Origin of the sequence: Bradyrhizobium algeriense, assembly GCF_036924595.1 — a bacterium.
GTDB lineage: Bacteria > Pseudomonadota > Alphaproteobacteria > Rhizobiales > Xanthobacteraceae > Bradyrhizobium > Bradyrhizobium algeriense.
In genome coordinates this window covers 402,428-419,840 of record NZ_JAZHRV010000001.1, presented here as the reverse complement: position 1 = coordinate 419,840, position 17,413 = coordinate 402,428, and the positions used below count along the sequence as shown (strand labels likewise).

Below are 17,413 nucleotides of genomic sequence, written 5' to 3'. Positions count from 1 at the left end.
GCCGGGAAGCGGCAAAATCTCTCCTCGCCATGCCACCGCCTGCAAAAAAACGTGGATGCCCGGGTCAAGCCCGGGCATGACGGCGGAGTGCGGCACACGCCGCTTGAATCCCCACCGGTTCCGCGCTTCCATACCCGCATGTTCACGGTGTTCCGAGGTGGCAAGAGCGGGGCGTGGCGGGTGACGCGGTTCGCGCCGGTGAAGGGCGCGTCGCTTTCGCCGACGCCATCGCTGTCGGTCGTGCATTCGCTGTCGATCGCGCTGCCGATGCTGCCCTCGGCAACTTCGTGGCGGCTGGCGGGGGTCGCCAGCCATCTGCGCTATACCGAGCGTGACGAAAAGAAACGGCTTGATGCCGTACAAGCCGAGATCGGCCGCCCGGAGGCAACCTATGCCGCGCTGATCCCGATCAAGAAATCGGCGACGTGGTGGGAGCTGACGCAGGAGGAGCGGCGGCAGATTTTTGAAGACCGATCGCACCACATTGCGGCGAGCCTGAAATACCTGCCGGCGATCGCCCGGCAGCTCTATCACAGCCGCGATCTCGGCGAGACCTTCGACTTCCTGACCTGGTTCGAATACGCGCCCGCCGATGCGGATGCGTTCGAGGAACTGGTCCGCACGCTGCGCGCCACCGAGGAATGGCGCTATGTCGAGCGCGAGGTGGATATCCGCGTGGAGCGCGAGCGGCTGGATGCGGGCTAGAGTTTTTGTTTTGACGCGTTTTCTTGACGCGAACCGGTACCCACTTCGCTTGAAACGTTTTAGTTCTCCAGAAATTTCCCCGAGGCGATCTGCGGCAGGCCGGTGACCGGCCAGTTGTAGACATAGGTCCACGCCTCGCCGGCCGCGCCGTCTTCGTGCGTCACCTGCAGCATCCGCCTGACATACTCGGTCGGTTCCGGAAAGCCGGCACCGCAGGCCTCATACATGTCGAACTCGCCGAGCAAGGCGTCGCGGTCGCGCAGGCGGTACAGTTCGCCGAACACGATGTCACCAGCATCGTCCGACAGCACGAGCCCCGGATAATGCTTGATGAGGTAGAGCCGGCCGCGGCAGGTGGCACCGCCCAGAAAATCCGCGCTGCGCGACAGAAGCTGCGCCATCGGATGGTCGAAGCCGCGCATCAGCGTGCCGTAGACGAACAGACGATCTGAAATCATGGAATACTCTTATCCCGTCGTTCCGGGGCGATGCAAAGTATCGAACTACGGTACGCAATTGCGTACCTGAGAATCTCGGGATTCCGGGTCTGGTGCTAACGCACCATCCCGGAATGACGGCGAACTCACTTTCGCTCCTCGCAATGACGGAAGAAGCGGTCCGGATCAAGCCGGCACCACTTCGTCGCTGATCACCAAAAACTTCACCAGGTCCATCCGCCCGAAACTCGTGGTCAGCGCGACATCGGCGGCATCGCGGCCGGTGCCCATCAGGATGCGACCGATGCGCGGGTGATTGTGGCGCGCGTCAAAAGTGTACCACTGGCCGGAGAGATAGGCCTGGAACCAGCCCGAAAAGTCCATCGGCGCGGGATCGCGGGGCACGCCGATGTCGCCGAGATAGCCGGTGCAGTAGCGGGCCGGGATATTCATGCAGCGGCAGAAGGTCAGCGCCAGATGCGCAAAGTCGCCGCAGACGCCGGCGCGCTCGGCGTAGACGTCGTGCGCCGACTTCATGTGATGCGCATGCTCGTAGCCGAAGCTGACATGGCTGTGCACGAAGTCGACGATCGCCTGCACCCGCGCCCAGCCCGGCTGAGTGTTGGCGAACAGCGACCAGGCGATATCGGTGAGCTTGTCGGTCTCGCAATAGCGGCTCGGCATCAGATATTGCAGGACGTCGTCCGGCAACTGATCGATCGGCAATTGCTGCGCGGTCGGCACCACGGCATCAGGCAGGCCGGAATCGCGGACCAGCGCATCGCCCCGCAGCGTGACGCCGCCGGCGGGCGCCACCAGCCGTCCGCAGACATTGCCAAAGCCGTCGCGGTAGAAGCCGATCGGCACGTCAGGACCGGCTGTGATCCGATCGGTGCCGACGATGTCGGCAAAGCGCGACGGATGGATCGAGAGCATGATCACCATCGGCGTCGGTTGGGCGGCCGCATAGGAAATCTCGAAGCCGACCTTGATCTCCATGATCAGACTTCCTCCGCCTGCGGCGCTTCGCGTTGTTCGTCGCCTTCTGAGACGACGTCGATATGCACCTCCATGCCGGCGAAGGCATCGGGGGAGCCGAGATAGCTGCCGTGCAGCGGGATCGCCTGACGCGGATCGCGCGCCACCGCCACCCGAATGAGATCGCGGGTGCCGACGATGCCGTTGGTCGGATCGAACTCGATCCACCCCGCGCTCGGCAGATAGACCTGCACCCACGCATGGGTCGAGCCGCCGCCGACATAGCCATGCGCGCGATCGCCGGGAATGAAGACATAGCCGGAGACGAAACGCGCGGCGATGCCGAGCCGGCGCAGCGCCTCGATCATGAAAAGCGCATAGTCGCGGCAGGTGCCCGAGCCGGTCTGCAGCGTGTCGAGCGGATGCTGGGTGCCCTGCTCGTGGCGCTTGCGATAGGTAAAGGCCTCGCGGATGCCATGCGTCATGCCGCTCAGGATCTTGAAGGTCGGCGTCGGTCCCTCGGCGTCGAGAAATTTCCGCGCCCAGGCCGACAGTTCGCCATGGGGGTCGCCATATTGCGGCGTGACGAACTGCAGCAGGTCCGGAAATTCCTCATCGTCATAGAGGAAGGGATAGAAATAGGCGGGATCGTCCGGTGTCAGCGCGAACTCTTCCGCCGGATTGTGCTCGACGGTGGCGGTCGCCGTGAACGACAGAGTGTCGGCGCGCTCATCGAAGGTCGCGATCGCCACGGAATTGCCGAACACGTCGTGGATCCAGCGCAGCTGCATCGGCTTCGGTTCGATCTTGAGGTGGCTTGCGCGTATCCGCAAATCATGGCCCGGCAGCGGGCGCAGCATGATGCGGTGCTCGCCGAACGCAACCGGACGGGCGTAGCGATAAACGGTCTTGTGGTTGATCGTCAGGAGCGGCATCGTCAAACAATCATCGATTCTGGTACGACTAATCTAGGCCGAATCCTGCTCAATTGTAGATCGGGGTGCCGATTCGATAGGCACTGCTTTAAGGAAAACGCTTTGGACGCCGCCGCCACAACCCTACTTCTCAGCTCCGAAGATGTTCCCCCAGTGCACGAATTCAACGCCGCGGGACGGTCGCCGTTCCTGTTGACGTGCGACCATTACGGAAGGCTGATCCCGCGCGTGCTCGGCGATCTCGGCCTGCCCGAAAGCGAACTGGTGCGCCATATCGCCTGGGACATCGGCATTGCCGGCGTCGCGGAGGCGCTCTCGAAGCATCTCGATGCCCATCTGATCGTGCAGCGCTACTCGCGGCTCGTCATCGACTGCAACCGCCCGCCCGATGTCGCAAGCTCGATCCCGCGCATCAGCGAGGCCACGACGATTTCAGGTAACGAGGGCATTTCGCGCGAGGCGGCCGAGATGCGGCGCGCGCAGGTCTTCGATCCCTATCACCGACGCATCGACGAGATCATCGACCAGCGCGGCAGCGCCGGCATGCCGACGGTATTGGTGTCGCTGCACAGTTTTACGCCCGTCTATGCCGGCATCGCGCGGCCCTGGCATATCGGCACGCTCTATCACCGCGACACGCATCTGCCGCCCCTGCTGTTAAAGCTGTTGCGCGCCGAGGGCGATCTCGTGGTCGGCGACAACGAGCCCTATGCGGTCAGCGACGAGACCGACTACACCATCCCCGTGCACGGCGAGGCGCGCGGGTTGATGAATACGGGGATCGAGATCCGCCAGGATTTGATTGGCGATCCTGCCGGGGAGAAGGCGTGGGCGGAACGGCTGGCGCGGATTCTGGGTGAGATCGAGCCAATGCTGCGCGCGCAGCAATTGCTGTCCGCCTAGCCGTGGAAAGCCACATAATACGCGACGCCCCAGATAAACGTGACGGACGCCCAGAGTATCCAGATGTGGCTAGCACGGGGCTCCAGCACGGCTTCCGACGGATTAAGCGGATTGACGTAAACTTTGACTTTGGCGCCGTTGGGATATTTTCGGGCGAAGCGCTCCACCAGGCCCCTCGATGTCGACGAGACCTTGCCGCCGAGGCTGGCGTGCTGGCTGACATAATCGATCGCGTTGAAGCGATACGCGAAGGAGACCTTGGACTGGAATGTGAGCTGGCTGCGTTCGGTGGGCTCCGACGGCGCGGACATGAATTGTTCAAGGCCCGATGACTTGATGGTGCCGGGCACGACCGGCCATTTCCTCGCTAGCGAAGCCTGGCGGTGCAGCGCCAGCCCGAACAGTGCAATCAGAAATCCGAACGCGCTCATGGCGACGACAAACGGCGACACTTTGGGATTCGCGAGATGCTTCGATGCGAATTCGGTCAACTGATGCAGGCCGATCGCCGAGCCGAACACGATCGCCAGCACGATTGCCGTGCCGATGCCGAGGCAGCCCCACATGCCCTTCGGCAGGTCGCGCTCCAGCACCGCCTGGTCCGGATGCCGCGGGTTGTAATAGACGGTGACGACGGCGCCGGCCGGATATTTGGCGATGGTTTCGGCAACCTGGAAATTTCCAAGGTCCTCGCCGATGCTGACGCGGTTGTTGCGCAGCTTCCTCCCCGCGACCGAATATTCGTAGACGATGTCGGCGAAGTTGCGCTCCTCGAAGCGATGCCCCTCCTCCCGCTCGCTGTCGATCACCTTGACCTTGCGCACCTCGGCCTTCGAGACCACCACCTTGCCCGCAGTCGAGGGCCATTCGCGCGCAGCACGCACCTGCAGCGACTTATAGGTGGCGGCGGCGAGGAGCAGCCCAAGCGGGGCAAGCAGCATCGCATAGACGAACCACGGCAGATCGGGCAGCACGGCTTGTTCCCCCAGAGGCGGCTCGCAGTTAGACGCGCTGCCGCCGCCGCGGGTTCAACGATTGCCGGTTACTTCGCCCGCGTCAGCGCCAGCCAGATGCCGCCGCCGATCATGAAGCCGCCGGAGATGCGCGACAGCAGCCGCGTGCGCTGCTTGGAGAAAAACAATCGCGCCCGGCCGGCCAACAGCGCGTAGACCGCGTCGGTCGATGCGGCGATCACCATAAAGGTGATGCCGAGCAGCGCCACCTGCGGCAAGTGATCCTTCTCCATGTCCATGAACTGCGGAATGAACGCGCCAAAGAATACCAGCACCTTGGGGTTAGAGAGCAGCACCAGAAAGCCCTGCAGGAAGAACCCGCCGCGCGGCGGCGGTGGCGGTTCGTCGGCGTTGACGCCTTCGACCGGCGAACGGATCAGCTTGATGCCGAGCCAGATCAGGTAGGCGGCGCCTGCAAAGCGCACCCAGTCGAACCAGTAGCCCATGGTCGCCATCAGCGAGGTCAGGCCGACGGCAACGATGCCGATCACGATGGCGAGGCCGGTTTGCGCACCGGCGCAATTGATCAGCGCCGCGCGGGTGCCGTGCCGCAGGCCGTTGGCAATCAAAAGCGTCACCACCGGACCCGGCAACAACGCCAGCGCGATGCAGGCGGCGACAAAGGCGAGATAGGCTTGAAGGGACATGGAGGAACTCCGGTAGGCGAGCGATTTGGTCATTATGCATGTGAGGGGATGAGATGGAAGCGGCGCCTGCTCGTCGCTCCCTCGCCCCGCTCTTGCGGGGTCGAGACGAGCGAAGCTCGCTCTTAGAGGGTCGGGGTGAGGGGCTCTCTCCACTAACGAACTCCATCGATAGACCTGTACCCCCTCACCCGGATTGCTTCGCAATCCGACCTCTCCCCGCAAGCGGGGCGAGGTTAAAAGAAGGGCTACCGCCCTTCCATCGCAACCGTCATCCAGCGCGTCATTTCGCTGGTCGCCAGAAACGCCAGTGCCGCGCGCCGCATCCCGGGCTCATCACCCCGGCCGCGCGCAACCGCGACAAGGAGATCGCAGCGGCGCGAGACCGCAACGCCGACGGCGATGTGTGGTGAACCGTCGGACATCTTGAGATCATAGGCCCTGATTCGCCCCGGCATATCGGCGAGCCGAACAATATCGCCCGGCGCGAGCGGCGCAAAATGCTCGCTCATCAGATCGAGATCGGCGACGCGATCGACCTCGTCGTCGTCGGTGACGCCGCGATCGCAGTTGCAGAAACCCAGCTTCGGCCGCAGGTAAAGCTCCAGAGCGCCACCGCAGGCGGCTGCGCCGCAGCGAAACGCTTTGCCTGCGGGCCAGCCGTCGCGCGGGAACGGCCAGGCGATCTCCTGCCAGTCGCCTTTCCGTTCGCGTTGTTTCTGTTCGTCTTGGCCCGGCGCGACGTGTTGATAGGCCGCGGCGCCCGACAGCGCACCGAGCGCCACGATGGCTGACACAATGACCGGCCAGCGCCGTATCACCGGCACCCCTCAACGAAGGCCGGCGACAGCGCGCGCCGGCCCGGTCAGTTCCAGAATGTGCAGGCCGGTATTGGCGCGATCGACAATGTAGATGTAGCCGCGCTCGTCGGTTTCGACATTGTTGGTCTGGATCGCGACCTTGCAGCGATCCTTGCCGTCGATCTTGACGCAGCGCTTGTCGGTCGCCGCCGTGATCGACGGAATGAAATAGCCGACCTCGGTGGGATGATAGGGATCGCGAATGTCGAGCGCCCGCACGCCCGCATTGAAGAAGGATATAAACGCCATCTTCTTGTAGAAGACCTGTGCCATGCTCTCGTTGGAGGAATGCGCGCCGAACCGCCCGCCCCGCTCGCAGAACGCCCCGCTAGCCTCCGGCACCGTGTAACTCGAGATCATCATCGGCCGGTTCTCGACCGTGATATCGGCAAACCACACCATCTGCCGCGGCTCGTTGCATTCGTTCAAAATCGCCTCATCGACGATCATCACGATGTCGCGGGTCTTGCCGTCCTTGTCGCGCGTGAATTCCGCAATCGGCATGCCCGGCATCGGAAACACCGTGTGCGCGCCATTGAAAGCCGACATTGCCAGCCGCGCAATTTCCGGCGAACGCAGATTGTCCACGGTCGGCTCCTTCGGCCCGCTGAGCAGCTTTTCGCGATCGACGATCTGCAGGATGCCGCCCTTGTTGGTACCGTAACCGAAATAGACCCGGTTGCCGGAAGGCCCGGTCGAGATCGGTCCGTGCAGTTCGGTCGGCACCGCGCCGGTCGAGCCGGGCTCCTGGCCGGGGAGGCCGAAATCGCGGATCTTCTGCGGATGCGCGGGATCGGAGAAATCGTAGACTTGCGTCATGCGGCGCGTGCGCCAGTCCGGTGCGCCTGATACCAGGAAGGCAATGCCGGTGTCGCATTCCCACCAGTTCTTGTGCGTGTCCTTTAATCCGGCAATCCGCGTGATCAGCACGGGGATGGCGGGATCGGCGACGTTCCAGATCTCATGCGCCTCGCCGCCAAAGGTCCGCAGCATGTAGACCGCGTTGCGGTCGCCCTTCGGCAGCGCCTTGCCGTCACAGATCCGCACCATCTGCGCGCCGCCGGCTTCATACTTGCCTTCCTGGCCCGGGAGGTGACGCAGATATTTCGGCTGCGAGGGATCGGTGACGTCGACGATCGAGGTGCCGTTCGGCTCGGCCTTGCCGCTCTGCAGATTGACCGGCGCCGGGATATCGTCGCTGCCGCCGTGATGGCCGATATAGGCGATCCAGCGGTCGCCTTGATGATGGATGGTCGGCTGATAGGCGCTGCGCGCCTGCAGGTCGCTGGTTCCAACCAGCTTCATGTTGAGGGCTTCGGGCGGCGCGCCGACCACTTGTTGCTGCGCGCAAGCGATGCCTGGGCCTGCGAGAAAAAGGATCGAGAACGAGGCTGCGAGTTTAAGGCGACCGCTCATGTTCCACCCCACTGTTCAAGGCCAATCTGCGCTGGCTGAGCGCACGGTAACACAGGTGGTGGGCCGCGCCCAAAACACGCCCTTGACATGCAACCTTTTGGTTGCCTATTATCCGAACCATGGATGAGGTCTTCAAGGCGCTTGCCGATGCGTCGCGGCGCTCGCTGCTGGACAGGCTTCACGCCAAAAACGGACAGACGCTGAACGAGCTCTGCGACGGCCTCGCCATGACGCGGCAGGCGGTCACAAAACACCTTGGGATTCTGGAAGCGGCCAGCCTCGTCACCACGCTCCGGCATGGCCGCGAGAAGCTGCACTACCTCAATCCGGTTCCGATCCATCAGATCGGCGAACGCTGGATCAGGAAATTCGAGCGCGGGAAACTTGGCGCCCTCAGCGAGTTGAAACGAAAGTTGGAGAAGCGTGATGAGTAAGCCGGAATTCGTCTACGTGACGTACATCGAGACCACGCCCGAAGCATTGTGGGATGCGCTGACCAAAAGCGAGTTCTCAAAGCGCTATTGGTTTGGCACCGAAGTGAAGTCGGACTGGAAGGTCGGTTCGCCTTTTGCGCTGGTCACTGACGGCAAGACCACCGATACCGGCAAGATCCTCGAAGCGGATCGCCCGCGGCGCCTGTCCTACACGTTCAAACATGAGCTGAACGAGGCCATGCGCGAGGAGCCCGCGACGAAGGTCGCGTTCACGATTGAACCCTATGGCAGTCTCGTGAAGCTTACGGTGACCCATGAAGGTTTTGTCGAGGGCAGCAAGCTGGTTGGCGCCATCTCAACGGGATGGCCGGCGATCCTGTCCGGCCTGAAGAGTATGCTTGAGACCGGAAAGCCACTTGCGATCCCGCGCGCGGCGCTCGGCAAGGAAGAATTCACCCGGTCATGAAGATCTATCGAAGGACCAGACCTGACATGAAGATCGAGCAGTTCAAGCCAGCGATCGTCTACACGATCTACATCGCTTCCACGCCGGAGAAGGTGTGGGAGGCGCTGACCAGCGCCGAGTTCAGCCGGCAGTATTTTTCCGGCCATGCGGTCGAGGTCGATCAGAGGATCGGCGGCGCCTTCATCATGCGAACGCCGGACGGCGCCTTGCATATTTCGGGTGAGGTGATCGAGTGCGAACCGCCAAGGAAGCTCACCGTTACCTTCAACGTCAACTGGCCGGCGCTGGTGGAAAAACTCGGGCCGACGCTCGTCACTTACGAGATCGAGCAGGTGGGCGACGCCGTGAAGCTGACGATGCTGCAGTCGCACGACCGCGACATCAGCGACGACATCCTGTCCGGCGGCCGCACCGGCTGGCCCGCGATCCTCTCCAGCCTGAAGAGCCTGCTGGAGACCGGCAACGCACTGACGATCCAGATGCAGCCGCCGGAACGGATGCTGGCCGCGTTGAAGGAAATGGGCATCGGGACGCCGTAGGGAGCTGGCCTCCCCTCTTCCAATCATCACCAGTGCACGACATGCGCGCTATGACGACGATTCATGGTAACCTTCCAGCTATGGCGAAACAGAAGAACGTTGCAAAAGGTGCAAAGTCTGGCCGGTTCGTGCTCGGAAGTGATCGCTTTGCCAAGATCAGGGAAATCGAGGGTATCAAACTCACGCCGGCAATGAAGAAACGCGCCAGCGACGCTCAAAGCAAGGGTTTCACGGCAGAAGAGTATCGCCGCGCGACGTCCCTGCGAACGCAGGGACCCATACACCGCGGCCATAGTTGTTGGAAAGAAAGCGATAGCTGCCAGCGCGCAAACCAATTGCCGTCGGTGGCTATGGATCCCTGCGTTCGCAGGGACGACGGTGAGAGTTTGCGACGACACTAAGCGGTGCCCCTACCCCAGCGCCCGCAATTCGCGCCGCAGCACCTTGCCGGTGGCTGTCATCGGCAGCGTGTCCGCGAACTGCACGAAGCGCGGGTATTCGTGGGCGGCGAGCTGCACCTTGACGAACTCCTGAATCTCGCGCGCCAGTTCGTCGCTCGCCGCAAAGCCCGGACGCAGCACGATCCACGCCTTGATCGACTCGGTGCGGATCGGATCGGGAATGCCGACCACCGCCGACATCGCCACCGCCGGATGCTTCATCAGCGTGTGCTCGATCTCGGAGGGACCGACGCGATAGCCGGCGGTCGTGATGACGTCGTCCTCGCGGCTGACGTACCAGAAATAGCCGTCCGCATCCTGCACGCCGAGATCGCCGGTCAGGAGAAACTCGCCGGCATATTTCTTCGCGGTCGCTTCCGGGTTCTTCCAATATTCGATCATGGTGCACGGGCACGGCTGACGCACGCCGATGACGCCGCGTTCACCGCGCGGCAATTCCTCGCCCTTGTCGTTGACGATACGCACATCGAAGCCAGGCGTCGCTTTGCCCATCGAGCCGGGCCGAAGCGGAAACAGGTTCGAATTGCTGCCGATCACGAGATTGCATTCGGTCTGGCCGAACACTTCATGCGCATCGATGCCGAACGTTTCGCGCACCCACCCCAACAGCTCGCCGCCGAGCGATTCGCCGCCGGTGAAGATGCTGCGCAGCTTCACGCCGGGATTTTTCACGCCGGCCTGCCGCATCAGTTTCAGCGCGGTCGGCGGCAGGAACGTGTTGCGGATGGAAAGTTCCGCCATCATCGCCATCGCCGCCTGCGGCTCGAATTTGCGCGCGCGATGGCCGACCAGCGGAATGCCGTGATACCAGAACGCCAGCAGGGCGTTGATCAGCCCGCCGATCCAGGCCCAGTCGGCCGGCGTCCACATCAGGTCGCCGGGGCGGGGCAGGAAGTTGTGGCACATCTCGACATTCGGCAGATGGCCGAGCACCACGCGATGGGCGTGCAGCGCGCCCTTGGGATTTCCTGTGGTGCCCGAGGTGTAGATGATCAGGGCGGGATCATCGCGAGAGGTGTCGACGGTCGTAAAATCCGACGATGCCGCCTTCAGGGAAGACCAGAACGGTTTCGTCCCGGCGGGCGCGCGATCGCCGATCACGTAGATATTGTTGAGCGCCGGAAGACGGTCGCGGATTTTCTTGAGCTTCTCCCAGCCGCTCTGGTCGGTAACGATCGCCTTGGCCTCGGAATTCGACAGGCGGAATTCCAGCGCATCCTCGCCGAACAGCGCAAACAGCGGGATCGAGATCATGCCTGAACGAAATGCCGCGAGATGGGCGATCGGCAATTCCAGCGATTGCGACAGGAACACCGCCACGCGGTCGCCGCGCGACAGGCCGTCAGCCTTCAGCACATTGGCAAAACGGCGCGAGGCCTCTGCGACCTCGTCGAACGAGGTGCGTGTGGTCGCGCCGTCCTCATCGACGTAGATCAGCGCCAGACGGTCAGTGCCATCCGCATAGCGGTCGCAGCACGCGGTCGCCATGTTGAAGCGCTCGGGAATGTCCCAGCGAAAGTTGCGGTAGAGCTCGTCGTAGGTTGAGGCTTCGGTGAGCATGGCGTTTGTTATTTCCGTCCCTCGTCATGGCCGGGCTTGTCCCGGCCATCCACGTTCTTGTTTGCTTGCCGCGAGTTTAAAGACGTGGATGCCCGGGACAAGCCCGGCCATGACGAGGAGAGGCGTTTTTGTCACCTGACTCAAGGCGACCGCGCCTTCTCCATCGCAAGCTCGGCCTCGAGACTTGCAACGTCGCGATAGATCGAGGCGACGGCGAGCACGCGGCCACGGCTCTTGTACTGCAGCAGGCAGTCCCTGCCCGCGATGTCGCCGTCGACGGTGATCTCGTCCCATTTCTCGGCGTGGCCGACATAATTGATCGGCACGTCGTAGTGCTGGCTCCAGAAGAACGGCACCGCGTGGAATGGCTCGCGCTGCCCAAGCATGTTTCGCGCGGCGGTCTGGCCCTGGCGCTCGGCCACCACCCAATGTTCGACGCGAATGGTCTCGAGGGAATGCGGATCGGGCCAGCGCGCGATATCGCCCGCGGCGTAGATGCCGGGGACACTGGTTTCCAGATAGGCGTTGACGGTGACGCCCCGATCGATCGCCAGTCCCGCCTGCTCCGCCAATCCAAGGCGGGGGTGCACGCCGACGCCGACCACCACGATATCGGCCTCGATCGCAGTGCCGCTCTTAAGCATCGCGCGTTTGCCGCTGATCGCAGTCACGGTGTCGCCGAGATGAAAGTTGACGCCATGCTCTTCATGCAGCGCACGGACGAAGTCGCCCAGCTCAGGCCCCAGCACGCGCTCCATCGGCCGCTGCTCCAGGCCAACGACGTGGACCTCGACATTTCTGGCGCGCAACGACGCTGCGGCCTCTAACCCGATAAAGCTCGCCCCGATCACCACCGCCCGCCGCGCGCCATCGGCCAATGCGATGATGGCGCGAGAATCGGCCAGCGAGCGCAGCACGTGCACATGGGGCTGGTCCGCACCCGGGATCGGCAGGCGCACCGGCTCGGCGCCGGTCGCCAGCAGCAAACGGTCGTAGGCGAAGGTCTCGCCGCCTGCCGTGACCACGTGGCGTGCGTTGGTGTCGATTGACGTCACCTCGGTCTTCAGCCGCAGGTCAATCTTCGCCTCGGCGTAGAAATCATCCGGCCGCAGCGGCAGCCAGTCCTCCGGCGCGCTGCCGGCGAGATAGTCTTTGGACAGGTTCGGCCGGTCTACCGGCGCTGCAGCCTCGTTGCTCAGCATGACGATGCTGCCGCGATAATCCTGCCGCCGCAGCATCTCGGCTGCGGCAAAGCCCGCCGCGCCTCCGCCGACGATCACGATCCGGCCGGGCGCGTCGGTGGCGCCATTCACCCGCGGCTTGACCCGTGGCTTGGGCTGTTCACGTTTTTCGCCAACGAGGATGCGGCCGTCTTGCTGGTCGACCTTCCACACCGCAATCGGACTAAGCGCCGGTGCGCGGGTGGCTTCGCCGGTGCGCAGATCGAAACAGGCGTGATGCCAGGGACAACGGATGTCCTGGCCGGTCACGAGGCCCTCGGCGAGCGGCCCGTGATAATGGCTGCAATGCGCGCCGATCGCGAAGATCTCCGAGCCCGAACGCACCAGCAACACTTCATCGTCGCCGACATGGCCGAGCAAGGTCTCGCCGGCGAATTCGGACGGGGTGATGCCCTTTGACAGGTCGGGACCGGCGGGAGGCGCTTGCTGATCGGCCATATCTTCCTCCGCTCTCGTTGCGCGTCGTCATGCAGTGGTGCGACGCCTTGATAATTGCGCCGGCACCCTGCGGTTCCACGGCGTCATTGATACGGCGCCATGGATGGTGTGTGCGGAGAAGTCAGCTTACCGACCAGGTGCCGGCATGGTATCAAGGCTTGCTGGAGGACCGCCTGAACGCATTGCGGTCATTCGCTGGACGCCGTGTTTCGCTTGACGGCTGATCGGTCGAATCTTCTCGTTGCGCTCAAGCGGTCGACGCCAAGCGTGGATCGACGGGAGCACAATCATGAAGACCATGCTGCTGCTGGTGCTTTCCATGGTCGCCGCCGCGCGGGGTGCGACCGCTCAGGAGGACGCACAATGCGTCCGCGAACGCGCCGCCATGGTCGAAACCATCAAGAACTACGCCCGGTCCCGCGCCGTTGTTTCGGGACAGCAGGGTTTTTCGGAGCGGGTCCTTGACGCTATGGGGCAAACGAAACGCCATCTGTTCATTCCCGAGCGATCCTGCTCGATCGCATATGCGGACATGCCCGTTCCGATCGGCCGCGGCCAGACCATATCGCAGCCGTTCATCGTGGCCTTGATGACAGAGTTGGCCGAGGTTGCGCCCGATCATGTCGTGCTCGAAATCGGTACGGGTTCGGGCTATCAGGCCGCCATCCTCGCGCGCCTGGCGCGAAGGGTCTGCACCATCGAAATTATCCCGGCGCTGGCCGAGGCCGCCGCGAAAACACTCAAAGACCTCGCGTATGACAATGTGAGCGCCAGGCTTGGCGACGGCTATGCTGGCTGGCCCGAATGCGGTCCGTTTGACGCCGTGGTGGTGACCGCAGCGCTCGGGCAGGTGCCGCCGCCGCTGATCGAGCAGCTTAAAGTGGGTGGCCGGCTCGTCATGCCGGTGGGAGCCGATTACGGCACTCAGCACCTTACGGTCGTCGAGAAAATCGCCCCTGACAAGACGACAACGCGCGCCGTCGCCCCCGTGCGCTTCGTGCCCTTTACGGGTTCACAGGGCCGATAACGGTCCGGTTCTTCGCGGAACAGGCCAGACTTGTCGCCCATGGAACCCTCGGTGTTCGTGCCCGTTGAACCTCCAAATCAAGCCAGGGAGGACCCCACATGATGAAGATCGCTTTTGCCGTGGCGGCAGCCGCAGCCGTGCTGACGACTGCCCCGCTCGTTACTCCGGCCAAGGCCCAAGACGTCAAGCAAGGCGTCAAGATGGCCCAGGTCGGCGTCGATGTTCAGGTCGGGCGGGACCGCGACGACCGCTATTATAGGGACCGTCGCCGGTACGACTCCGACACTACAGTTGGCGTCGGCCCAGGTGGTGTCACCGTCGGCCCGCGACAACGCTGCCGCATGGAGACTACCACGATCGAACGGGACGACGGCCGCAGGATCACGCGCAGGGAGCGCGTCTGCGACTAAGACTGCGAGCAACAAAGGATAATTGTTTCAAGGGCGTGAATGACCCGGAACCGCCACTGATCCGGCGCCTCGCGGGGGCACTTTTCGGATCTCGCGCGACGTCTGCTTTCAGTCCGATATGCAGCCTAAAGCGGATGCGAACGGGCCAAGCGAAGACTGAGGGCTCGTGCGGAAAGAACTCATCCCGCGAGCGCCGCCTTCACCATGCCGCTGGCCTTGCCGAAATCCATCTGGCCGGCGAACTTTGCGCGCAGCACGCCGATCACCTTGCCCATGTCCTTCATGCCGGCGGCGCCGGTCTCGGCGATCGCGGCCGTGATCGCCGCCTTCATCTCGTCCTCCGACATCTGCTTGGGCAGATAGGCCGAGATAATCGCGATCTCCTCGCGTTCCTGCGCGGCCAGTTCAGCGCGGCCGCCCTTGTCGTAGAGCTCGACCGATTCCTGGCGCTGCTTGATCATCTTTTGAAACACGCCAAGCAGATCCGCGTCTGTTAGCGGCGGCTTGCCCTCCCCGCGCGCGGCGATATCAGCGTTCTTGATGGTCGAATTGACCATGCGCAGCGTGGAGAGCTTGCGCTCGTCCTTCGCCTTCATGGCGTCCTTGACCGCATTGTTGATGTCGTCGCGCAGCATGATTGCCTCACTAAAATGGCGCCGCCGGAAAGGCTCTTGGTCTATCGGAAGATTCCGCGTCTATATAGGGACTGCGCGCGCCACGCCACTGGCATCACGGGGGTGATCCGCAGGTGGGCGGGCGAGGCCGGAATGGGGGCATCCGCCTCGGGATTGATCAGGCCGAGCCGCCCGATTCGGGCCGATTTGGCCAAAAACCGCTGACGCGGCGGAACCGGCTGACAAATATGCGGCAAACGCATGTGAATCCACGTCTTCCGGCTTTGACGCGCGGGGGCGCTTGCGACTATGAAGTGCGCTCATGACAACATCTGAAAAACCCTCAGCCTGGCCGGACCACAAACCGACCGCGCTCCTCGTGCTTGCCGACGGTACCGTGCTGGAGGGCTTTGGCCTCGGCGCGGAAGGCCACGCCGTCGGCGAGGTCTGCTTCAACACCGCGATGACCGGCTACGAGGAGATCCTCACCGATCCCTCCTATGCCGGGCAATTGATCACCTTCACCTTCCCGCATATCGGCAATGTCGGCACCAACGAGGAAGACATCGAAACGGTGAACATGGCGGCGACGCCCGGCGCGCGCGGCGTGATCCTGCGCACGGCGATCACCGATCCCTCGAACTACCGCGCCACCAAACATCTCGACCAGTGGCTGCGCGCCCGCGGCATCATCGGCCTCTCCGGCATCGACACCCGCGCGCTGACCGCGCTGATCCGCAGCAAGGGCATGCCGAACGCGGTCATCGCCCACGCCAAAAATGGCGAGTTCGACCTGCACGGGATGAAGGAAGAAGCCCGCGAATGGCCCGGCCTCGAAGGCATGGACCTGGTGCCGATGGTGACATCAGCCCAGCGTTTCACCTGGGACGAGATGCCATGGGCCTGGGAAAAGGGTTTTGGCCGGCAGAGCGAGCCGGAGTTCAACGTGGTTGCGATCGACTACGGCATCAAGCGCAACATTCTGCGGCTGCTCGCCGGTGAAGGCTGCAAGGTCACGGTGGTGCCGGCGACGACCTCGGCCGAAGACATTCTGGCGATGAAGCCGGACGGCGTTTTCCTGAGCAACGGCCCGGGCGATCCGGCCGCGACCGGCAAATACGCAGTGCCTGTCATCCAGCAGGTGATCTCCTCGGGCACGCCGACCTTCGGCATCTGCCTCGGCCACCAGATGCTGGGGCTGGCCGTCGGCGCCAAGACCATGAAGATGCACCAGGGCCATCACGGCGCCAACCATCCGGTGAAGGACGAAACCACCGGCAAGGTGGAGATCACCTCCATGAACCACGGCTTTGCCGTGGATCAGGCGACGCTGCCGGAGGGCGCGACGCAAACCCACATCTCGTTGTTCGACGGCTCCAATTGCGGTATCGAGCTCAAGGGCAAGCCGGTATTCTCGGTGCAGTACCACCCCGAAGCCTCGCCGGGCCCGCGCGACTCGCACTATCTGTTCAAGCGGTTCGCGGATCTGATGCGGGCGAACAAGCGGGCGTAAGATCGCCCTCCCGGTCATTGCGAGCCACCCGGTCGGCGCGTAGCGCCGCCGGATGACAGGCTCCGCGAAGCAATCCATACGTACTTTGCCGCTTGATGGATTGCTTCGCTGCGCTCGCAATGACGCACGGGGCAACCACTGGCAATCCATTCGATCCCATCATATGATTATCATAATTTAACAAAGGGAATTGCCATGGACGTCAAGCCCACCGTCGCCAAGGTCGAATACGGCGTGACGCCGACGCATGTGATGGCCTCGATGTCAGGGCTGGATTTCGTCCGCGCCATCTTCGACGGCAAATTGCCCTGCCCGCCGATCATGCAGAACGTGGAGCCGTTCGATTCCACCGCCGAGACCGGCCACGTCGTGTTCCACAGCGTGCCGGGCTTCCGGCATTACAATCCGATCGGCTCGGTGCATGGCGGCTATGCCGCGATCCTCTTGGATTCCGCGATGGGGCTTGCGGTCCACACCGCGCTTCCCGCCGGCACCGGCTACACCACGCTCGAATTCAAGATTTCCTTCATCAAGGGCATGACGGAGGATACCGGCCCCGTTCGCAGCGAGGGCAAAACGCTCAGCGTCGGCCGCCGCGCCGCCACCGCGGAGGCGCGCATCACCGACGCCAAAGGCCGGCTGCTCGCGCATTCGACCATGACGTGTCTGGTTTTCGAGATTCCAAAGGGAACGTGAGCGGCGGACAACGGTTTGAATTTGCAGAGTGGGCAAAGCGAAGCGTGCCCACCATCAGCACTCCGCAAGCAATGGTGGGCACGCGGAGCCTGTCATCGGGCGCGCATTCGCGCGACCCGGTGG

At 63.3% G+C, this 17,413-nt stretch carries 19 protein-coding genes; 9 read left to right on the top strand and 10 right to left on the bottom strand.

The features are described from left to right. The first annotated feature begins 138 nt into the window (after positions 1 to 138). Positions 139 to 705 carry a chlorite dismutase family protein gene (locus tag V1286_RS02065; protein ID WP_334489496.1) on the top strand — a complete coding sequence of 189 codons (567 nt, stop codon included), beginning with the start codon at positions 139 to 141 and terminating at the stop codon, positions 703 to 705. 59 nt (positions 706 to 764) lie between these two features. Here the strand turns inward: V1286_RS02065 and V1286_RS02060 are convergent, their stop codons facing one another. The 3 genes from V1286_RS02060 to V1286_RS02050 all read right to left on the bottom strand — a co-directional run bounded on the left by V1286_RS02060 (position 765) and on the right by V1286_RS02050 (position 3,055). Beyond that, positions 765 to 1,163: a gamma-glutamylcyclotransferase family protein gene (locus V1286_RS02060; RefSeq protein ID WP_334477254.1), complete on the bottom strand. Its 399-nt coding sequence runs from the start codon at positions 1,161 to 1,163 to the stop codon at positions 765 to 767. A 165-nt stretch (positions 1,164 to 1,328) separates the two neighbouring features. Further along, positions 1,329 to 2,141, bottom strand: coding sequence for a transglutaminase-like domain-containing protein (locus V1286_RS02055; protein WP_334477253.1), 813 nt, complete (start codon positions 2,139 to 2,141; stop codon positions 1,329 to 1,331). Between the two features lie 2 nt (positions 2,142 to 2,143). Beyond that, positions 2,144 to 3,055: a transglutaminase family protein gene (locus tag V1286_RS02050; protein WP_334489494.1), complete on the bottom strand. Its 912-nt coding sequence runs from the start codon at positions 3,053 to 3,055 to the stop codon at positions 2,144 to 2,146. 153 nt (positions 3,056 to 3,208) lie between these two features. On the opposite strand from V1286_RS02050, the gene V1286_RS02045 reads away from it, so the two are divergent. Further along, the gene (locus tag V1286_RS02045; protein WP_417021092.1) at positions 3,209 to 3,958 is read left to right on the top strand and encodes an N-formylglutamate amidohydrolase; all 750 of its coding nucleotides are present in this window, start codon (positions 3,209 to 3,211) and stop codon (positions 3,956 to 3,958) included. Here V1286_RS02045 and V1286_RS02040 read toward each other — a convergent pair. The 4 genes from V1286_RS02040 to V1286_RS02025 form a co-directional block, all read right to left on the bottom strand. Next, entirely contained in the window at positions 3,955 to 4,932 is a 978-nt protein-coding gene (locus V1286_RS02040; protein WP_334477251.1) for a DUF3592 domain-containing protein, read from the bottom strand. The two genes, V1286_RS02045 and V1286_RS02040, sit on opposite strands and share 4 nt — an antisense overlap. Before the next feature lie 68 nt (positions 4,933 to 5,000). After that, the gene (locus V1286_RS02035) at positions 5,001 to 5,618 is read right to left on the bottom strand and encodes a LysE family translocator (RefSeq protein ID WP_108522592.1); all 618 of its coding nucleotides are present in this window, start codon (positions 5,616 to 5,618) and stop codon (positions 5,001 to 5,003) included. Between the two features lie 245 nt (positions 5,619 to 5,863). After that, complete coding sequence (locus tag V1286_RS02030; RefSeq protein WP_334477248.1) at positions 5,864 to 6,436, bottom strand: hypothetical protein; 573 nt, start codon at positions 6,434 to 6,436, stop codon at positions 5,864 to 5,866. 9 nt (positions 6,437 to 6,445) lie between these two features. Then, positions 6,446 to 7,891, bottom strand: a complete 1,446-nt coding sequence (locus V1286_RS02025) for an LVIVD repeat-containing protein (protein WP_334477247.1) — start codon at positions 7,889 to 7,891, stop codon at positions 6,446 to 6,448. A gap of 119 nt (positions 7,892 to 8,010) precedes the next feature. Between V1286_RS02025 and V1286_RS02020 the strand changes: the two genes are divergently transcribed. From V1286_RS02020 to V1286_RS02010, 3 genes are read left to right on the top strand one after another with little or no spacing between them, the layout of a single operon-like run. Further along, the gene (locus V1286_RS02020; RefSeq protein WP_108522591.1) at positions 8,011 to 8,325 is read left to right on the top strand and encodes an ArsR/SmtB family transcription factor; all 315 of its coding nucleotides are present in this window, start codon (positions 8,011 to 8,013) and stop codon (positions 8,323 to 8,325) included. Then, the gene (locus V1286_RS02015; RefSeq protein WP_334477245.1) at positions 8,318 to 8,791 is read left to right on the top strand and encodes an SRPBCC family protein; all 474 of its coding nucleotides are present in this window, start codon (positions 8,318 to 8,320) and stop codon (positions 8,789 to 8,791) included. The genes V1286_RS02020 and V1286_RS02015 overlap by 8 nt, the downstream gene beginning before the upstream one ends. 26 nt (positions 8,792 to 8,817) lie before the next feature. Next, the gene (locus tag V1286_RS02010; protein WP_334489492.1) at positions 8,818 to 9,330 is read left to right on the top strand and encodes an SRPBCC family protein; all 513 of its coding nucleotides are present in this window, start codon (positions 8,818 to 8,820) and stop codon (positions 9,328 to 9,330) included. Between the two features lie 410 nt (positions 9,331 to 9,740). Here V1286_RS02010 and V1286_RS02005 read toward each other — a convergent pair whose 3' ends face one another. Next, a complete protein-coding gene (locus tag V1286_RS02005) occupies positions 9,741 to 11,351 on the bottom strand; it encodes an acyl-CoA synthetase (RefSeq protein WP_334477244.1) in 1,611 nt (536 codons plus the stop codon). A 140-nt stretch (positions 11,352 to 11,491) separates the two neighbouring features. Further along, positions 11,492 to 13,030 carry an FAD-dependent oxidoreductase gene (locus tag V1286_RS02000; RefSeq protein WP_334477242.1) on the bottom strand — a complete coding sequence of 513 codons (1,539 nt, stop codon included), beginning with the start codon at positions 13,028 to 13,030 and terminating at the stop codon, positions 11,492 to 11,494. A 289-nt stretch (positions 13,031 to 13,319) separates the two neighbouring features. Between V1286_RS02000 and V1286_RS01995 the strand changes: the two genes are divergently transcribed. Next, positions 13,320 to 14,057: a protein-L-isoaspartate(D-aspartate) O-methyltransferase gene (locus tag V1286_RS01995; protein WP_334477241.1), complete on the top strand. Its 738-nt coding sequence runs from the start codon at positions 13,320 to 13,322 to the stop codon at positions 14,055 to 14,057. A gap of 98 nt (positions 14,058 to 14,155) precedes the next feature. Then, positions 14,156 to 14,467 (top strand): hypothetical protein, encoded by a 312-nt coding sequence (locus V1286_RS01990; protein ID WP_334477240.1) that lies wholly within the window; start codon positions 14,156 to 14,158, stop codon positions 14,465 to 14,467. 179 nt (positions 14,468 to 14,646) lie between these two features. On the opposite strand, the gene V1286_RS01985 is transcribed toward V1286_RS01990, so the two are convergent. After that, positions 14,647 to 15,102 carry a GatB/YqeY domain-containing protein gene (locus V1286_RS01985; protein ID WP_108522585.1) on the bottom strand — a complete coding sequence of 152 codons (456 nt, stop codon included), beginning with the start codon at positions 15,100 to 15,102 and terminating at the stop codon, positions 14,647 to 14,649. 301 nt (positions 15,103 to 15,403) lie between these two features. On the opposite strand from V1286_RS01985, the gene carA reads away from it, so the two are divergent. Both carA and V1286_RS01975 read left to right on the top strand, forming a co-directional pair. Next, positions 15,404 to 16,594, top strand: coding sequence for a glutamine-hydrolyzing carbamoyl-phosphate synthase small subunit (carA, locus tag V1286_RS01980; protein ID WP_334477237.1), 1,191 nt, complete (start codon positions 15,404 to 15,406; stop codon positions 16,592 to 16,594). 195 nt (positions 16,595 to 16,789) lie between these two features. Beyond that, positions 16,790 to 17,290, top strand: coding sequence for a PaaI family thioesterase (locus tag V1286_RS01975; RefSeq protein WP_334477235.1), 501 nt, complete (start codon positions 16,790 to 16,792; stop codon positions 17,288 to 17,290). Positions 17,291 to 17,413: the final 123 nt, after the last annotated feature.